At 36.3% G+C, this 15,379-nt stretch carries 16 protein-coding genes; 13 read left to right on the top strand and 3 right to left on the bottom strand.

Annotation, left to right across the window (positions count from 1 at the left end; translation table 11 throughout):
* Window position 1: 1 nt before the first annotated feature.
* The gene (locus VIH09_RS03465) at window positions 2-697 is read right to left on the bottom strand and encodes a LytTR family DNA-binding domain-containing protein (protein WP_331577921.1); all 696 of its coding nucleotides are present in this window, start codon (window positions 695-697) and stop codon (window positions 2-4) included.
* Window positions 698-863: 166 nt separating this feature from the next.
* Between VIH09_RS03465 and rpsF the strand changes: the two genes are divergently transcribed.
* The 7 genes from rpsF (at window position 864) to VIH09_RS03430 (ending at window position 8,743) form a co-directional block, all read left to right on the top strand.
* A complete protein-coding gene (gene rpsF / locus VIH09_RS03460) occupies window positions 864-1,205 on the top strand; it encodes a 30S ribosomal protein S6 (protein ID WP_331577919.1) in 342 nt (113 codons plus the stop codon).
* A 4-nt stretch (window positions 1,206-1,209) separates the two neighbouring features.
* The gene (rpsR, locus tag VIH09_RS03455; protein ID WP_331577917.1) at window positions 1,210-1,506 is read left to right on the top strand and encodes a 30S ribosomal protein S18; all 297 of its coding nucleotides are present in this window, start codon (window positions 1,210-1,212) and stop codon (window positions 1,504-1,506) included.
* A gap of 65 nt (window positions 1,507-1,571) precedes the next feature.
* Window positions 1,572-2,009: a 50S ribosomal protein L9 gene (gene rplI / locus VIH09_RS03450; RefSeq protein ID WP_331577915.1), complete on the top strand. Its 438-nt coding sequence runs from the start codon at window positions 1,572-1,574 to the stop codon at window positions 2,007-2,009.
* 100 nt (window positions 2,010-2,109) lie between these two features.
* On the top strand, window positions 2,110-5,298 hold the full coding sequence (locus VIH09_RS03445; RefSeq protein WP_331577913.1) for a TonB-dependent receptor: 3,189 nt from the start codon (window positions 2,110-2,112) through the stop codon (window positions 5,296-5,298).
* 187 nt (window positions 5,299-5,485) lie between these two features.
* Entirely contained in the window at window positions 5,486-5,959 is a 474-nt protein-coding gene (locus tag VIH09_RS03440; RefSeq protein ID WP_331577911.1) for a DUF6495 family protein, read from the top strand.
* 77 nt (window positions 5,960-6,036) lie between these two features.
* Window positions 6,037-8,034, top strand: coding sequence for an NAD-dependent DNA ligase LigA (gene ligA, locus VIH09_RS03435; protein WP_331577909.1), 1,998 nt, complete (start codon window positions 6,037-6,039; stop codon window positions 8,032-8,034).
* A 16-nt stretch (window positions 8,035-8,050) separates the two neighbouring features.
* Window positions 8,051-8,743 (top strand): hypothetical protein, encoded by a 693-nt coding sequence (locus VIH09_RS03430; RefSeq protein WP_331577907.1) that lies wholly within the window; start codon window positions 8,051-8,053, stop codon window positions 8,741-8,743.
* Here VIH09_RS03430 and VIH09_RS03425 read toward each other — a convergent pair.
* Window positions 8,729-9,640: a metallophosphatase gene (locus VIH09_RS03425; protein ID WP_331577905.1), complete on the bottom strand. Its 912-nt coding sequence runs from the start codon at window positions 9,638-9,640 to the stop codon at window positions 8,729-8,731. The genes VIH09_RS03430 and VIH09_RS03425 overlap by 15 nt on opposite strands.
* Before the next feature lie 106 nt (window positions 9,641-9,746).
* Window positions 9,747-10,547: a 5'-nucleotidase gene (locus VIH09_RS03420; RefSeq protein ID WP_331577903.1), complete on the bottom strand. Its 801-nt coding sequence runs from the start codon at window positions 10,545-10,547 to the stop codon at window positions 9,747-9,749.
* Window positions 10,548-10,594: 47 nt separating this feature from the next.
* Here VIH09_RS03420 and VIH09_RS03415 point away from each other — a divergent pair, with 47 nt between their 5' ends.
* The 6 genes from VIH09_RS03415 (at window position 10,595) to VIH09_RS03390 (ending at window position 15,354) form a co-directional block, all read left to right on the top strand.
* Window positions 10,595-11,113 (top strand): DUF6913 domain-containing protein, encoded by a 519-nt coding sequence (locus VIH09_RS03415; RefSeq protein ID WP_331577901.1) that lies wholly within the window; start codon window positions 10,595-10,597, stop codon window positions 11,111-11,113.
* Between the two features lie 6 nt (window positions 11,114-11,119).
* Window positions 11,120-12,001, top strand: coding sequence for a 4-hydroxy-tetrahydrodipicolinate synthase (dapA, locus tag VIH09_RS03410; protein WP_331577899.1), 882 nt, complete (start codon window positions 11,120-11,122; stop codon window positions 11,999-12,001).
* Between the two features lie 136 nt (window positions 12,002-12,137).
* Window positions 12,138-12,932, top strand: coding sequence for an outer membrane protein assembly factor BamD (locus tag VIH09_RS03405; RefSeq protein WP_331577897.1), 795 nt, complete (start codon window positions 12,138-12,140; stop codon window positions 12,930-12,932).
* A gap of 8 nt (window positions 12,933-12,940) precedes the next feature.
* Window positions 12,941-13,258 carry a DNA-directed RNA polymerase subunit omega gene (locus VIH09_RS03400; RefSeq protein ID WP_026709525.1) on the top strand — a complete coding sequence of 106 codons (318 nt, stop codon included), beginning with the start codon at window positions 12,941-12,943 and terminating at the stop codon, window positions 13,256-13,258.
* Between the two features lie 7 nt (window positions 13,259-13,265).
* The gene (coaBC, locus tag VIH09_RS03395; RefSeq protein ID WP_331577873.1) at window positions 13,266-14,477 is read left to right on the top strand and encodes a bifunctional phosphopantothenoylcysteine decarboxylase/phosphopantothenate--cysteine ligase CoaBC; all 1,212 of its coding nucleotides are present in this window, start codon (window positions 13,266-13,268) and stop codon (window positions 14,475-14,477) included.
* Window positions 14,470-15,354: a DUF4835 family protein gene (locus VIH09_RS03390; protein WP_331577871.1), complete on the top strand. Its 885-nt coding sequence runs from the start codon at window positions 14,470-14,472 to the stop codon at window positions 15,352-15,354. Before coaBC ends, VIH09_RS03390 begins: the two co-directional genes overlap by 8 nt.
* Window positions 15,355-15,379 lie beyond the last annotated feature (25 nt).

The following is a 15,379-nucleotide window of genomic DNA, read 5'->3' as shown; positions in this document are numbered from 1 at the left end:
TTTATGCAAATGATAGGGCTTTTACTAGGTCTTCTTTTTTGTTTCTGCTAAGCGGTATTTTGGTGACACCAATTTCTGCGAATTTGCTGTTGAAGCGTTCCACTTTGTCTACATTTATGATGTACGATTTGTGTACCCTGACAAATTTCTTTTTCGACAGGTCATTTTCAAAAGATTTCATCGTCGAAAGGACCAGGTTGCTGTCGTCATCGGTAACAACTCTTACGTAATCGCCAAAAGCTTCGATCCATTTGATTTTGGAAGTGAAAACTTTTAGTTTTTTTAAATTACTTTTAATGAAAATATGTTCTCCTTCTTCTTCCTTGGTGTCTTTTTTCAGCAGATATAAATCGATGGCTCTTTTTACGGAAGCATTAAATCGATCAATGGCGATAGGTTTTTGAAGATAGTCAGTGGCGTCATAATCAAACGCTTTCAGGGCATACTCTGCTTTAGAAGTGATAAAAATGATTTGCGGTTTTATTTTTAATCCATCCAGAAAATCAAAACCACTAATTACGGGCATCTCAATATCAAGAAATATTAAGTCTACATTATGGATAGACATACAACTTCTGGCTTCAATTGCATTCGAAAAATCCCCTATTAAATGTAAGTTAGGGTGATTGTTAACTAACTTTGCGATGATCATTCGTTGAATCGAACTATCATCCACTACGACACAGTTTAGTTTCATGACATTACCATTTAAGATTTGGATTAGTAAATATATTGTTTATTTTTCGATTTAACAAAAAATTACAATGAGATTTTTGTAGTTCAACGATTAAATCGAAAAAAACATTGGTAATTAAAAAATATTGGTTATTTTTGCAGCCAAATTAACAAATAAATAAATATTTATGAATCATTATGAAACTGTTTTCATTTTAAATCCCGTTTTATCTGAAGTCCAGGTAAAGGAAACAGTAAGCAAATTTGAAGATTTTCTTACTACTAGAGGAGCCGAAATGGTGTCGAAAGAGGACTGGGGCCTGAAAAAAATGGCTTACGAAATCCAAAATAAAAAAAGTGGTTTTTATCACTTATTCGAATTCAAAGTACCGGGAGAAGTTCTTATTGCTTTTGAAACTGAATTTAGACGTGACGAAAGAGTTATGCGTTTCTTAACTGTAAGTTTAGACAAACACGCTATTTCTTGGGCTGAAAGAAGAAGAACAAAATTAAAATCTCAAAAAGCTTAATATCATGGCTACATTACAACAATCTGCTTCAGGAAAAAAAGACGGGGATATCAGATATCTTACGCCTTTAAACATAGAAACTAACAAAACTAAAAAGTATTGTCGTTTCAAAAAATCAGGTATCAAATATATTGATTATAAAGATGGTGATTTTTTATTGAAATTTGTAAATGAGCAAGGAAAAATTCTTCCTCGTCGTTTAACCGGAACTTCATTGAAGTACCAAAGAAAAGTGTCTGTTGCCGTAAAAAGAGCACGTCACTTAGCGTTAATGCCATATGTGGCTGATTTACTAAAATAATATTTTAACTCAGTTGTTGGTTTTCTGAAATACGAAACCTAACTTCTATAAAAAAGGACAACAACATGGAACTTATACTTAGACAAGACGTTCAAAATTTAGGATTTAAAGATGATGTAGTAACTGTGAAAAACGGGTACGGTCGTAACTTTTTGATTCCACAAGGTCACGCACATTTGGCAACTTCTTCTGCAAAGAAGGTGTTGGCTGAAAACCTAAAACAAAGAGCGCACAAAGAAGCTAAAGTGGTAAGCGATGCACAAGCATTGGCTGAAACTCTAAAAGCGATCGAAATCAAAATTACTGCAAAAGCTGGTGGAGAAAAATTATTCGGTTCAATCACGAATATTGACATCGCTGATGCATTAGCAAAAGGCGGTCAAGTAATTGATAGAAAATTCATCACTAGCGGTATCGTTAAACGTACCGGTAAATACGCGGCTAGCGTTCGTTTGCATAGAGATGTAATTATAGAATTGCCTTATGAAATCGTTGCTGAATAATAACAATTTGTTAATAATTAGTTAATAAAATATTAAAATCACCCTCACGGGTGATTTTTTTTTGTCTATTTTCGCCGGATATAAACTCATATCTAAAGAAATGAAAAAAATTATTGTTTTATTGTTTTTTGTTTTTGGTCTTCATACGGTGACAGGTCAAACAACAACTTCCAGTATTAAGGGAATTGTAAAAAGTTCTGACACGGAGTTGCTTCCAGGAGCGATCGTTTATGCAACCCATACTCCAACAGGGTCTAATTATTCGGCACTATCAAATGCGGACGGTAGGTTTAACATTTTGAATATGAGAGTTGGAGGGCCATACAAAGTCACAGTGACTTATGTTGGGTTTCAAACGCAGGTTTTTAATGATATTTACCTAGAATTAGGGAAATCATTTAGCTTAGACGTTTTGTTGAAAGACGAAAGTCAACAACTAAGCGAAGTTAAAATTACAGGTTCAAAAAACAAAGTTTTCCAAAGCGGAAGAACAGGTGCTGAAACTACAATTGGTAGAAGGGAATTGACGGCTTTGCCAACTATCTCAAGATCAGCCGAAGATTTCACACGTTTGGAGCCTTCAGCTAGTGGTGGTTCTTTTGGTGGTAGAAATGACCAATACAACAGCTATTCGTTAAACGGAGCTGTTTTTAATAATCCTTTTGGATTAGACGCGGCCACTCCAGGTGGACAAACTGGTTCTCAACCAATTTCATTGGACGCAATAGACCAAATTCAGGTTGCAACCGCTCCTTATGATGTTACGTTGTCGGGATTTACGGGAGCTTCTGTAAATGCGGTAACAAAATCAGGTACGAATGAATTTCACGGTACTGCTTATGCTTTTTTTAGAAATCAAGATTTGACAGGAAGTAAGGTTAAGGGAGAAAAGATATTTGTTCCTTCATTAGAGCAAACCCAAGCTGGTTTCAGTATTGGCGGTCCAATTGTGAAAAACAAATTGTTCTTCTTTGCCAATTATGAAATTGAAAAAAGAAGTGATTTAGGATCTAATTTTGTTGCCAATGATGGTAACGGTACAACAGGAATTAATGAATCAAGAGTTTTAGCTACTGATTTAATTGCAGTTTCTGATGCTTTGTCATCTTTAGGTTATGATACAGGTGCTTATCAAGGTTTTACTCATAATTCGAACTCCAATAAAGGGATTATTAAATTTGATTGGAATATAGATGACAACAATAAATTAGCTGTTATATATAATTTCTTGGATGCTTCGAAAGACAAACCTGCACACCCAACTGCCCTTGGTTATAGAGGTCCTAATGCTTCTATACTTCAGTTTGAAAAGTCAGGATACCAAATAAACAATAAGTTAGATTCATTTTTACTTGAATTAAATTCAAAATTTAGTGAAACGGTTTCAAATAAATTGCAAGCGGGTTATACTCATTTTGATGATTTTAGAAATCCATTTTCTGGTCCAGCCCCAATTATTAACATTCAAGATGGAGCAGGTTCAAACTACATTATTGCTGGACACGAGCCATTTTCAATCCACAATACTCTGGATCAGAAAGTATTTCAAGTTACTGATAACTTAACTTACACTACAGGTGATCACGTTTTTACTTTTGGAGGTTCATTTGAAAAATACCAATTCAAAAATTCATTTAACTTAACTGCTTATGAAAATTTTGGAACTTTTGGTACTCTATTCAATTATTACGGAACATTTAGTCCATATCCTAGTGTTAATGCATTTTTACTAGATGCGGCACAGCCTATGGCAACAAGTTTTATTAAGCAAAATCTTGCTTACGCGCAAAACCAAAATAATTCTTTGAATTCATTTCCAGTAGGCGGAGATAAAGGTTGGAAGTTGTCTGAGTTAAATGTTGGACAGGTTGCATTTTATGCCCAAGATGACTGGAGTATTACTGATGATTTTAAATTGACTTTAGGTTTGAGAGCAGATAAACCTTTATATTTCAATACTTCTGATTTAATTCAAAAATATATTGATACGGATAACGGTGCTTCAAGAAATAATGCAACTCTTTATTATAACCCACAAACGGAAGCTAATGAGACTTTGATTTCTACAACATTGCCAACTGATAAGTTGCTTTGGTCTCCAAGATTAGGTTTCAATTGGGACGTTACAGGAGATAAAACGACGCAAGTACGTGGTGGAACTGGAATATTTACAGGAAAACTACCATTTGTATGGTTAGGAAATCAAGTAAGTGGCGCAGACGATGGTTTCTTTCAAATTATGGACAAAGATTTTAAATGGCCACAAGTTTGGAGAACTAGTTTGGGTGTTGATCACAGATTCGACAACGATTACATCATGACTGTTGATATGTCTTATAATAAAGATATCAATGGTGTTCACGTACAGAACTGGGGATTAAAAACTCCAAGTGGTACTTTAGGTGGTGTTGATGGTAGAGCAATCTATCTTGATTCTGACAAAGGGAGTAATAGTGCTTATGTGATGACAAATTCAGATAAGGGAAGAGTTTTCAACACTTCGGTTAAAATGCAAAAGAACTTTGATAATGGATTGTTCGCTAGTTTAGCGTATAACTATTTAGTTTCTAAAGATGTTAACTCTATTGAAGCAGAAATTACTGGAGATGCATTTGCTTTTAATCCTGCTTTAGGAAACGTAAATGATGCAGTTTTGTCTAATTCTAAATATGGTGACACACATCGTTTTATTGGTGTAGCTTCAAAGAAATGGAAATATGGTACTAACGACAAATGGTCTACTACTGTTTCTACATTCTTCGAATATGCTCAAGGTGGTCGTTTTGCTTACATCTATGGTGGTGACATCAATAATGACGGTTCAGGAACAAATGATTTGATCTATGTTCCTACTTCAACAGAAATTAACGCAATGGTATTTACAGGTGGACCTTCTCAAGGAGATGCGTTTGACGCCTTTATTGGTCAAGACGAATATTTGAATGGAAGAAGAGGGCAATATGCAGAACGTTACGGTGCTTTATCTCCTTGGAGAGGAAAATGGGATCTTAAATTAATGCAAGATTATAACTTCAAACCTTCTTCTAGTTCTAATAAAACAAACACAATTCAATTTAGTGTTGATGTGTTGAACTTAGGTAATTTACTTAATTCTGATTGGGGATTGGTTCAAGTGCCAACAAGTATACAACCAATTGGAGTTTCTGTAAATCAAACTACAAAAGAGCCGATATATACTTTTAATGGTTCACAAACTAAAACGTTCAATTACGATGCTAGTTTATTGTCAAGATGGCAAGCGCAATTTGGAATTAGATATATTTTCTAAATCCAAGTAATTAATAAATTTGAAAGCCTTCTTGAAAAAGAAGGCTTTTTTTATTTTAAAATTTTAAATTTGCAGTCCGGTTTTCAATGTTAGTTAGATGTTGGGAATATAATTAATGAAAATTGAATTCACAGGAAAAAAGAATTGAAATAGATTCTGACTGAGGATTATAAAATTTAAAACTAGTATGAAATATACAAGATTGACAAAGGAGCAATTTGAAGAGCTAACGCAGGAATTCAGTACATTTTTGGCAACGCAAACTATTGACAAAGCGGAGTGGGATACCATAAAAGCCGAGAAACCGGAGGTTGCCGAGCAAGAACTGGACGTTTTTTCTGATCTGGTTTGGGAAGGAGTACTTACAAGGGCTGAATATCTGGAGCATTTTTCAAAAAACCATATTTTTCTTTTCCAAAGTTTCGATACACATGTTCAGTCGATAGTTCTTAAATCGTTGGTTCCTGAGGTTGACTTTTTGACTAAAGAGGGATTGCAATGGCTTAGTGACAATATGTTTACTGAAACCATCGAAATGAAAACGGGAAAAAAAGAGTTTTCAGAAGATAGAAACAGATCCCTTTTTGCATTAATTCAACAAGGTGCTTTCTTGAGTGACGGTCAACTGTACAAGCAAATAAATTCGATTATTGAATCGTAATTCGGTTGATATTTATTTTTAATTGGCTATTTTAGTACGCGATTTTCAAGTACTAAAGTAGCCAATTTTTATTTTCTATGGACATTCAAAATACGATTCAAAAATTAAGGGAAGAACTTAATCTTCACAATTATAATTATTATGTCCTGGACAATCCAACCATATCTGACTATGAATTTGATTTAAAATTAAAACAGCTCCAAGACTTAGAAAATCAATATCCGGAATACTTTGACGAGAATTCCCCTACGCAGCGAGTGGGTGGAGCGATCACGAAGAGTTTCAAAACGGTCCCTCACGAATATAGGATGTATTCGCTTGACAATTCCTACTCAAAAGAGGATCTTGTGGAGTGGGAAAAACGCATTCAAAAAGTATTGGGCGATGTGCAACTGGAATACACTTGTGAATTAAAATATGACGGGGCATCGATTAGCATAACTTATGAAAACGGAAAATTAAAGCGAGCGCTGACTAGGGGAGACGGTTTTCAGGGTGATGATGTGACGAATAACATTAAAACCATAAAATCCATTCCATTACAGTTGCAGGGCGATTTTCCTGATAAATTTGATGTTCGGGGTGAGATCATCCTCCCATTTGCAGGTTTCGAAAAAATGAACCAAGAATTAATCGAAATTGGGGAAACACCTTATTCTAACCCCAGAAATACGGCATCAGGAAGTTTAAAATTGCAGGACAGTGCCGAGGTGGCCAAAAGGCCGCTTGACTGCTTGTTATATTTTATAATTGGAAATAAATTGCCTTTCGACACCCAGTTTGGAGGCTTGGAAAAGGCCAGAAAATGGGGCTTTAAAGTGCCTAAGGAAGCCAAACTGGCCACTAGTCTAGCTGAAGTTTTTCAGTATATCGATTATTGGGATGTTCACAGACACAAACTGCCATACGAAACGGATGGAGTGGTGGTTAAAGTGAACAGTCTTCATTATCAGGACGAATTAGGTTTTACCGCCAAGTCTCCGCGTTGGGCAATGGCCTATAAATTCAAATCGGAACAGGTTTCAACTAAGCTAAACTCGATAAGCTATCAAGTGGGGAGAACTGGGGCGATTACGCCCGTGGCAAATTTAGAACCGGTACAGTTGGCTGGAACTATCGTCAAAAGGGCTTCGTTGTACAATGCAGATCAGATTGAAAAACTGGACATTCGCGTGGGCGACACCGTTTTTGTGGAAAAAGGGGGCGAGATTATACCTAAAATAATAGCGGTAGATTTGAGTAAACGTCCAGAGAATTCTGAACCGACGCAGTACATTAGCCATTGTCCGGAATGTAATACTGAATTGGTTAGAAATGAAGGCGAAGCCAATCATTATTGTCCAAATTTTTATGGTTGTCCTCCTCAAATTATCGGAAGAATACAGCATTTTATTTCGAGGAAAGCCATGGATATCGAGGGTCTTGGAGGGGAAACGGTGGCTTTGCTTTTCAATAATGGACTGGTGCACAATTATGCGGATTTATATGAGCTTAGCGTAGACCAAATTCGTCCTTTGGAACGAATGGCGCAAAAATCAGCCGAAAATTTGGTTAAAGGAGTTTCCGATTCTAAAAATATTCCATTCGAACGTGTTCTGTATGCGCTGGGAATACGTTTCGTAGGAGAAACGGTTGCCAAAAAATTGGCCAAACACTATAAAAATATCGATGCATTGAGTCAGGCTAGCTTAATGGATTTAGTTTTGGTGGATGAAATCGGGGAGCGGATCGCACAAAGCGTCATTGATTTTTTCGAAAATAACGAAAACAGAACCATCATAGAAAGACTGAAAAGTTACGGAGTCCAATTCGAGATCGTTGAGAAAGTAAATCCTGATGCCACGGATAAATTGGCTGGTAAAACATTCGTGGTTTCGGGCGTTTTCGAACAGTTTTCAAGGGACGATTTGAAAAAGGCAATTGAAGACAATGGCGGAAAGGTGGGAAGCTCTATTTCTTCCAAGACCGATTATGTTGTTGCAGGAGATAACATGGGGCCAGCCAAATTGGAGAAGGCCAATAAACTCAATATTCCAATACTCTCAGAAAGTGATTTTATGAAGCTGATTAGTTAGAATTTTAAATAAAAAAATGAAGGTTATTAGTAAAAAAACTGATTTGGAAAAACCTTTAATCACATTGTATTTTTTAACTGGATTGATTGAGGTTATAACCGAGGTCTCTTTGGATAATAATATTCAGTATGTGATTAAGCCTCTGCTTGCAGTATTAATATCGGTATTGTATTGGTATTCTTCCACGCGTAGAAACTCGCTCTTTTTTATCAATATTGTTTTTTTGTTGATTGGCAGGATGTACTTTATATCAGGTGAAATTAGCATGCTTTTTTATGCTTTAATAGCTGTTTTTTTTCATCGTATCGTTGAGATATATTATACCGTTAAGTTAATCAAACTCCAAGATTATATTCCGTCCATTTTAGCTTCGATACCCTTTCTGATTTTTTTCCTGTATTTGGTATCTATTCCTGAAGGTATTTTGATCAGAAGCTATGTGATTTTGATAGTTCAAATCCTCTCAATTTCACTGCTTAGCGGAATTATTCTATCTCAATATCTGTCGCCGTTTAATAAAAAAAACAGTTGGCTATTTGTTTTTGGACTGATGTCCTTGATGCAAACTTTTGTGATATTTTTGGAGAAGTTTTACCTTTCAGGGTCTAATTTTATAAGCTTGAGACCTATGGCATTGTTGTTAAATACGATGGTTTGTTTTTCTTTCTATAAGTTTGTCCTCGCCACCGAAAGATTAAACGACGATTGATTTCCCTTCGGAAGCCTTTCTTTTGTTCGAGTCAAAATAAAAATCAATGCGGCCCAAATTTATCCCATAACAGCCTACCTGATTCACAAGGACTTCCTCGCCAATAAGGTTTTTAATGACAGTTGGTTTGTCAAGAAAAGTATGCGTATGTCCACCAATTATTAAATCAATATCCTGCGTCAACGCCGCTAACTGTAAATCACAAATTTTATTGGGTTCGTTTTTGTAACTGTAACCAAGATGCGAAAGGCAAATAATCAAGTCACATTTTTGCTCTTTTTTTAATATTCGAATCATTTCTTGGGACGCTTCAACAGGGTCGCTATAAACGGTTTCTTTGTACATTTTCTTATCGACCAAACCGTCAAGTTCGATCCCTATTCCGAAAACGCCAACCTTGATTCCATTCTTATTGAAAATTTTATAGGGTTTTACCAAGCCGTCCATCATCGTGTTCTTGAAGTCATAATTGGCCGATAAAAAGTCAAATTTCGCATGAGGCGTTTGTGCGTACAGGCCCTCAACGCCGTTGTCAAAGTCATGATTACCTATTGTAGAGGCATCGTATTGCATCATGCTCATTAATTTAAATTCAAGTTCCCCACCATAATAGTTGAAATACGGAGTCCCCTGGAAAATATCGCCCGCATCAAGCAATAATACGTTAGGGTCTTCTTTCCTGATCGTTTCGATCAATGAAGCTCTTCTCGCTACACCGCCCTTATTTGGATTTCTGGGATGATCGGCAGGAAAAGGATCAATGTGACTGTGTACGTCGTTTGTATGCAAAATAGTAATTTTTTTTACATTTGCCGAAGTAAAACTGCTTAACGACAGCCCTAAACCCAGCATCGCAGTGCTCGCAACGGTCTTCTCTATAAAATCTCTTCTTTTCATTTGTGTGTTTTTTGGAGCTAATTCCCGCTTTCCGCTACAATCTTTTTTGTCTCGTCAAAAAACGATACAAGAAAAGGATTTACGCTCCAATCGGGGCTATGGTTATTTAGTACACTACAACGTCTTGTTTAGCAACTGTAATTCTAATGTCATGCAGAACTGGGATTGTGTCTATTTCTTTAAAATAGTCAATCAATATATTTCTCAACTTGTAATCTAAGTCATAGGTCTGTATGCCCTTCTTAAAGAAAGACATATTGTCCCCACCATTTGCGAGATAATCATTGGTGCCCACATAGTAAACTTTGTTGATTTCTATGGGCTTGCCTTGAACTAAAATATTTTCCGGTTGATTGTCTTTATCAATGGTAAAAGTCATTCCTGAAAGGGGATGGGGTTGCTTTTCATGAATGAAGTAGCTGACCATATCCAATACTTGCTCTCCTTTTAATGCCACGACGACAAGACTGTTTTCAAAAGGCATGATTTCAAAAGCATTTCTGGCAGTTACATTGCCCTTTGGTAGAATAGCGCGAATGCCACCTTGATTGAGTAAGCAGATGTCGATAGTTTTGTTTGCGCGTGCCTTAAAAACAACATTTGCACGATTTAGTATCACGTCCGACATTAGATTGCCAATAGTCGTTTGCCATTTACCCGAACTTTTAGCCAAAGTTTCGGGACAGTATGCTAAAACACTGTCTAGGTCCTGGTTTATGCGCTCACGGTATGGTTTGATAAATCGTTCTATTTCAGTTGCCCGACCAATTTTTTCGGTGATAGCTAACTGTTCCCCTTCTATTTTTGTAAGATGTAGTGTTTTAGTACTGCAGGAAACGACTGTGAAAAATGTTAAGAATATAACAAAAAGTTTTAAAAATTCGTTATACTTTTTTAGATTTACCATTTATAATATGACTTAATTAATTAATTTTGTAAGCGAGTAAAAATAGTATGTTTTTGAATTATATAAAAGATTTTTCTGTAAAAAAAAGATTAAAAATCAATCTGCAGCACATAAAAAGTGCTTTAGCTAATGATTCTATAAAGACAGTTGGTTTGCTTATAGACGAAAGCTATTTTTGGGAAACGAAGGCTTTATTAAAGGGGCTTGCTGACAATGGAATTTTAGAGGAAAACATAGAGGTTATCATTTACAGGGATAAGTTAAAGAAAAACAGGACCAACACAAAACCGGCTTTTACTGATGCTCATTTAAAATGGAATGCCGCAATAAGTAACAGTGCCGTAAATGACTTTATAAATAAAGAGTTCGATTTGCTGATCAGCTATTATGATGTGGAAAAAGCAATTTTGCTTGTCGTGACGCACGACTCAAAAGCTTCTTTTAAAGTTGGTTTTTCTTCTGTCGACAAAAGATTCAACGATCTCATGATAAATACCACTGTCGAAAATTACAAAGTCTTCACCAACGAATTATTTAGATATTTAAAAATTTTAAACAAAATATAATCCAGTATGCAAGCATTAATAGGAACTGGCGTTGCCTTGGTAACCCCTTTTAAAGAGGATTTCTCAATCGATACGGAAGCATTGAAAAGCATCGTGAATTTCTCTGTCGATGGGGGGATTGAATATCTTGTAATTTTAGGTACAACTGCAGAAAACGCGACATTATCCCAAGAGGAGAAGGAATTGGTTATAAAAACGGTTGTCGACAGTAATAATGGAAGATTGCCATTGGTGCTCGGAGTAGGAGGCAATGACACCATGAAGATTGTTGAAGAATTGAAAACAAGAGATTTCTCTGCTTTCGTCGCGATACTTTCGGTTTCTCCATTTTACAATAAGCCCACCCAAGAAGGTATTTACCAACATTTTAAAATGGTGGCTGAAGCTTCCCCGATTCCCGTGATTTTGTACAACGTTCCGGGAAGAACCGCAAGTAATATGTTGCCGTCAACCGTGCTGCGTTTGGCAAATGATTTCAAAAATATCGTAGCCATAAAAGAAGCAGCTGGAGATATGGTGCAGGCCATGCAGTTGATAAAAAATAAACCGGACAATTTTCTGGTAATATCTGGGGACGATATGATCGCTTTGCCAATGGTTTTAGCGGGCGGTTCGGGTGTGATTTCAGTGATTGGACAGGGTTTCCCAAAGGAATTTTCCGAAATGATACGCTTGGGGTTGAACCGTAAGGTAAATGATGCCTATAAAATTCAATACGTATTGGATGATTGCATCGATATGATTTTCGAGCAAGGGAATCCTGCCGGAATCAAACAAGTGTTTAAATCACTTGGAATAGCCGAGAATTTCGTGCGTCTGCCATTAGTGACGGTTGATGAATCATTACGGGACAGGATAGATCAATTTGTGAAAAAAAATGACAAATAAGACTGTAAAACCTTACTTTTTTTTAAAGTAAGAAATATTTTGTAGTAGCTAAATTAATAACTAAATTTGCCACCGAAACTGTGGTATGATTTTTTGTGGATTGTATGCAATCCAAAGATTAAATAAAATAAATAAAATGAAGAAAATTATATCTCTATTGTTTTTCGCGATTCTTTTCAATTCCTGTGGTGAATACCAAAAAGCATTAAAAAATGATGACGTTGCCGTAAAGTTTGAGATGGGAACTAAATTATATGAAGCTGGAAGCTACACTAAGGCAATTCGCCTTTTTGAACAAATTGCACCCGCGTACAGGGGGAAGCCACAAGCAGAGAAATTATTCTACATGTTTGCACAATCCTATTACAAAACGAAACAATATTATCTGGCGGGATATCAGTTTGAGAGTTTCGTTTCCGGATATCCAAAAAGCGAAAAAGTTCAAGAAGCTGCTTACTTGGGAGCAAAAAGTTACTCAATGCTGTCGCCGGTGTATAGTCTGGACCAGTCGGACACCGTCAAAGCAATTGACAAATTACAGGCTTTTATCGATGCTTATCCCAATTCGGAGTATTTGGCCGACGCCAATCAAGCCGTAAAAGCTTTGAGTGAAAAAATCGAGAAAAAAGTGTATGAAAATGCCAAAGGATATAATACGATATCTGACTACAAATCGGCAATAGTGGCTTTAGATAATTTTATAGCTGATTATCCTGGAACACCGTTCAAAGAGGATGCCTTATTTTATAAGTTTGATTCTGCATATCAATTAGCCATAAATAGTGTTGCCGAAAAAATGGAGGAACGTTTAAATGTTGCGGTAACCGCTCATTCGAACCTTATGAAATTTAACGCCGATACCAAGTATAAAGGGCAAGCCAACGAAATGCTAGCTCGTGTTGAAAAAGATTTACAAAAATTTACTAAATAATTAAAGTCATGGATTTAAAAAAGACGAATGCTCCAGTAAATACAATAACATACAATAAAACTGTTATTGAAGAGCCTACTGGTAATGTGTATGAAGCGATAACCATTATGGCTAAAAGAGCAAACCAAATCAATTCTGAAATCAAAAAAGAATTGACTGAAAAACTGGAAGAATTTGCTACATATAATGACAGTCTTGAAGAAGTTTTTGAAAATAAAGAACAAATTGAGGTTTCAAAATTCTACGAAAAATTGCCAAAGCCTCATGCTTTAGCTGTTCAAGAATGGTTAGACGGTAAAATTTACCACAGAGATTCAAATAAATAATAGTACCATGTCAGTTTTAAGTGGTAAGAAAATTTTGCTAGGAGTCTCCGGTGGAATTGCCGCCTATAAAACAGCGTCTTTAGTACGACTTTTCATAAAAGCAGGTGCACATGTCCAAGTGATAATGACACCTGCTTCTAAGGATTTTGTAACTCCGCTCACCTTGTCCACCTTATCTAAAAACCCGGTGCATTCCAGTTTTTACAATTTGGAAGATGAAAATGAGGAATGGAATAATCACGTAGAACTGGGATTATGGGCTGACCTGATGGTAATAGCCCCCGCTACGGCAAATACTTTGTCAAAAATGGCAAATGGAATTTGCGATAATCTTCTTATTGCAACTTATCTATCAGCAAAATGTCCCGTTTATTTTGCACCCGCAATGGATTTGGATATGTACAAACATCCTTCAACAATTGCCAGTTTTAATTCTCTGAAACAATTCGGAAACACCATAATTCCCGCAGAAAGTGGCGAATTGGCTAGTGGACTTTCCGGTGAGGGAAGAATGGCTGAACCCGAAAATATAATTGCTTTCTTGGAAGCTGATTTGGAAAGTAGATTACCCCTAAAAGGAAAAAAAATTCTAATTACTGCCGGTCCTACATACGAATCAATAGATCCTGTACGTTTTATTGGGAATCATTCCTCCGGTAAAATGGGGTTTGATATAGCCAATAGCGCTGCAAATCTGGGAGCATCTGTGATATTAGTGTCCGGACCTTCCACTTTCAAGGCAGATCATTCTTTGATTGAAGTCGTTAACGTGGTTTCTGCCCAAGAAATGTATGATGCCTGCCATCAGTATTTTGATGATGTGGATGTTGCGATAGCGGCAGCTGCCGTCGCTGATTACAGGCCAAAGCATGTGGCCAACCAAAAAATAAAAAAAGCGGCAGATAGTTTTGTCATTGAGCTCGAAAAGACCAAAGATATTTTGGCGTCTTTGGGAAACATCAAGAAAAATCAGTTTTTAATTGGGTTTGCATTGGAGACCGAAAATGAAATTGAAAATGCGAAGGCCAAAGTCCGGAAAAAAAACTTAGATTTGATTGTTCTGAATTCTTTGCAAGATCAAGGAGCTGGTTTTGGAAAACCAACAAATAAAGTTACCTTTATTGATAAGAATTTCAAAGTGGAACCGATGGATTTGAAATCTAAGGAAGCAGTTGCCGACGATATCTTAAATAAAGTAATAGCACATTTTTATGAATAAGATTCTTAGCTTTTTCTTACTTTTAACATTTGGGCTTACTCAAGCGCAACAGCTAAATTGTACGGTTACGGTAAATTCTGATAAATTGAGTAACGCCAACCAGCAAGTGTTCAAGACCTTGGAGAGTTCCCTGAATGAATTTGTCAATACAACGGACTGGACAGGGAAAAGTTACAAGCAAAATGAAAAAGTAAGTTGTTCGATGTATATCACCATGCTGTCAAATAATTCGGATCAGTTTTCCGCTACGATACAGGTACAGTCCTCAAGACCAGTTTATAATTCATCCTATTCCTCTCCCGTTTTAAACTATAACGACAAAGATTTTAGCTTTAGATACACGGAATTTGAAAATTTACTTTTCAATCCCACGGCATTCGAATCAAACCTGGTTTCGGTCATTTCCTTTTACAGTTATATGATCTTGGGAATGGATGACGACACTTTCGTTCTGGAGTCAGGAAACACAAATTTTGAAGTGGCACAAAACGTTGCAAATGTTGCGCAACAAGGTGGCTATAAAGGTTGGAGTCAGATTGACGGAAACCAAAACAGGTATTTTTTGATAAACGACATGTTATCGGGCTCATTTTCTGAATTGCGTAAGACAACAGTTGATTATCATGCGGGCTTAGACCTTATGTCCAAAGATTTAAAATCTGCCAAAGAAAAAATAAAGTCATCCCTAATTAATTTGAACAAATTACATGCTTCAAAACCCAATTCTTTTTTGACTCGCGTGTTTTTTGATGCCAAATCGGATGAAATTCTTTCCGTTTTTTCTGGAGGTCCAAGCGTATCTATAGCTGATTTGGTGGAAAGTTTGAATAAGACTTCCCCTTTGAACTCAGCTAAATGGGAATTGATCAAATACTAGGCTGCCCATTCATTTCCAATTTTAA

The organism is Flavobacterium sp., from assembly GCF_036515215.1.
Lineage (GTDB): Bacteria > Bacteroidota > Bacteroidia > Flavobacteriales > Flavobacteriaceae > Flavobacterium.
The sequence above is the reverse complement of the archived record's forward strand: the minus strand, read 5'-3'. Positions and strand labels throughout refer to the sequence as shown.

Coding starts and splice junctions, on each gene's coding strand:
- VIH09_RS03390 (WP_331577871.1), top strand. CDS start 14,470: ATGAATAAGATTCTTAGCTTTTTCTTACTTTTAACATTTGGGCTTACT.
- rpsF (WP_331577919.1), top strand. CDS start 864: ATGAATCATTATGAAACTGTTTTCATTTTAAATCCCGTTTTATCTGAA.
- VIH09_RS03430 (WP_331577907.1), top strand. CDS start 8,051: ATGAAGGTTATTAGTAAAAAAACTGATTTGGAAAAACCTTTAATCACA.
- rplI (WP_331577915.1), top strand. CDS start 1,572: ATGGAACTTATACTTAGACAAGACGTTCAAAATTTAGGATTTAAAGAT.
- VIH09_RS03400 (WP_026709525.1), top strand. CDS start 12,941: ATGGATTTAAAAAAGACGAATGCTCCAGTAAATACAATAACATACAAT.
- ligA (WP_331577909.1), top strand. CDS start 6,037: ATGGACATTCAAAATACGATTCAAAAATTAAGGGAAGAACTTAATCTT.
- VIH09_RS03420 (WP_331577903.1), bottom strand. CDS start 10,547: ATGGTAAATCTAAAAAAGTATAACGAATTTTTAAAACTTTTTGTTATA.
- VIH09_RS03440 (WP_331577911.1), top strand. CDS start 5,486: ATGAAATATACAAGATTGACAAAGGAGCAATTTGAAGAGCTAACGCAG.
- VIH09_RS03415 (WP_331577901.1), top strand. CDS start 10,595: ATGTTTTTGAATTATATAAAAGATTTTTCTGTAAAAAAAAGATTAAAA.
- VIH09_RS03465 (WP_331577921.1), bottom strand. CDS start 697: ATGAAACTAAACTGTGTCGTAGTGGATGATAGTTCGATTCAACGAATG.
- VIH09_RS03405 (WP_331577897.1), top strand. CDS start 12,138: ATGAAGAAAATTATATCTCTATTGTTTTTCGCGATTCTTTTCAATTCC.
- coaBC (WP_331577873.1), top strand. CDS start 13,266: ATGTCAGTTTTAAGTGGTAAGAAAATTTTGCTAGGAGTCTCCGGTGGA.
- VIH09_RS03425 (WP_331577905.1), bottom strand. CDS start 9,640: ATGAAAAGAAGAGATTTTATAGAGAAGACCGTTGCGAGCACTGCGATG.
- dapA (WP_331577899.1), top strand. CDS start 11,120: ATGCAAGCATTAATAGGAACTGGCGTTGCCTTGGTAACCCCTTTTAAA.
- rpsR (WP_331577917.1), top strand. CDS start 1,210: ATGGCTACATTACAACAATCTGCTTCAGGAAAAAAAGACGGGGATATC.
- VIH09_RS03445 (WP_331577913.1), top strand. CDS start 2,110: ATGAAAAAAATTATTGTTTTATTGTTTTTTGTTTTTGGTCTTCATACG.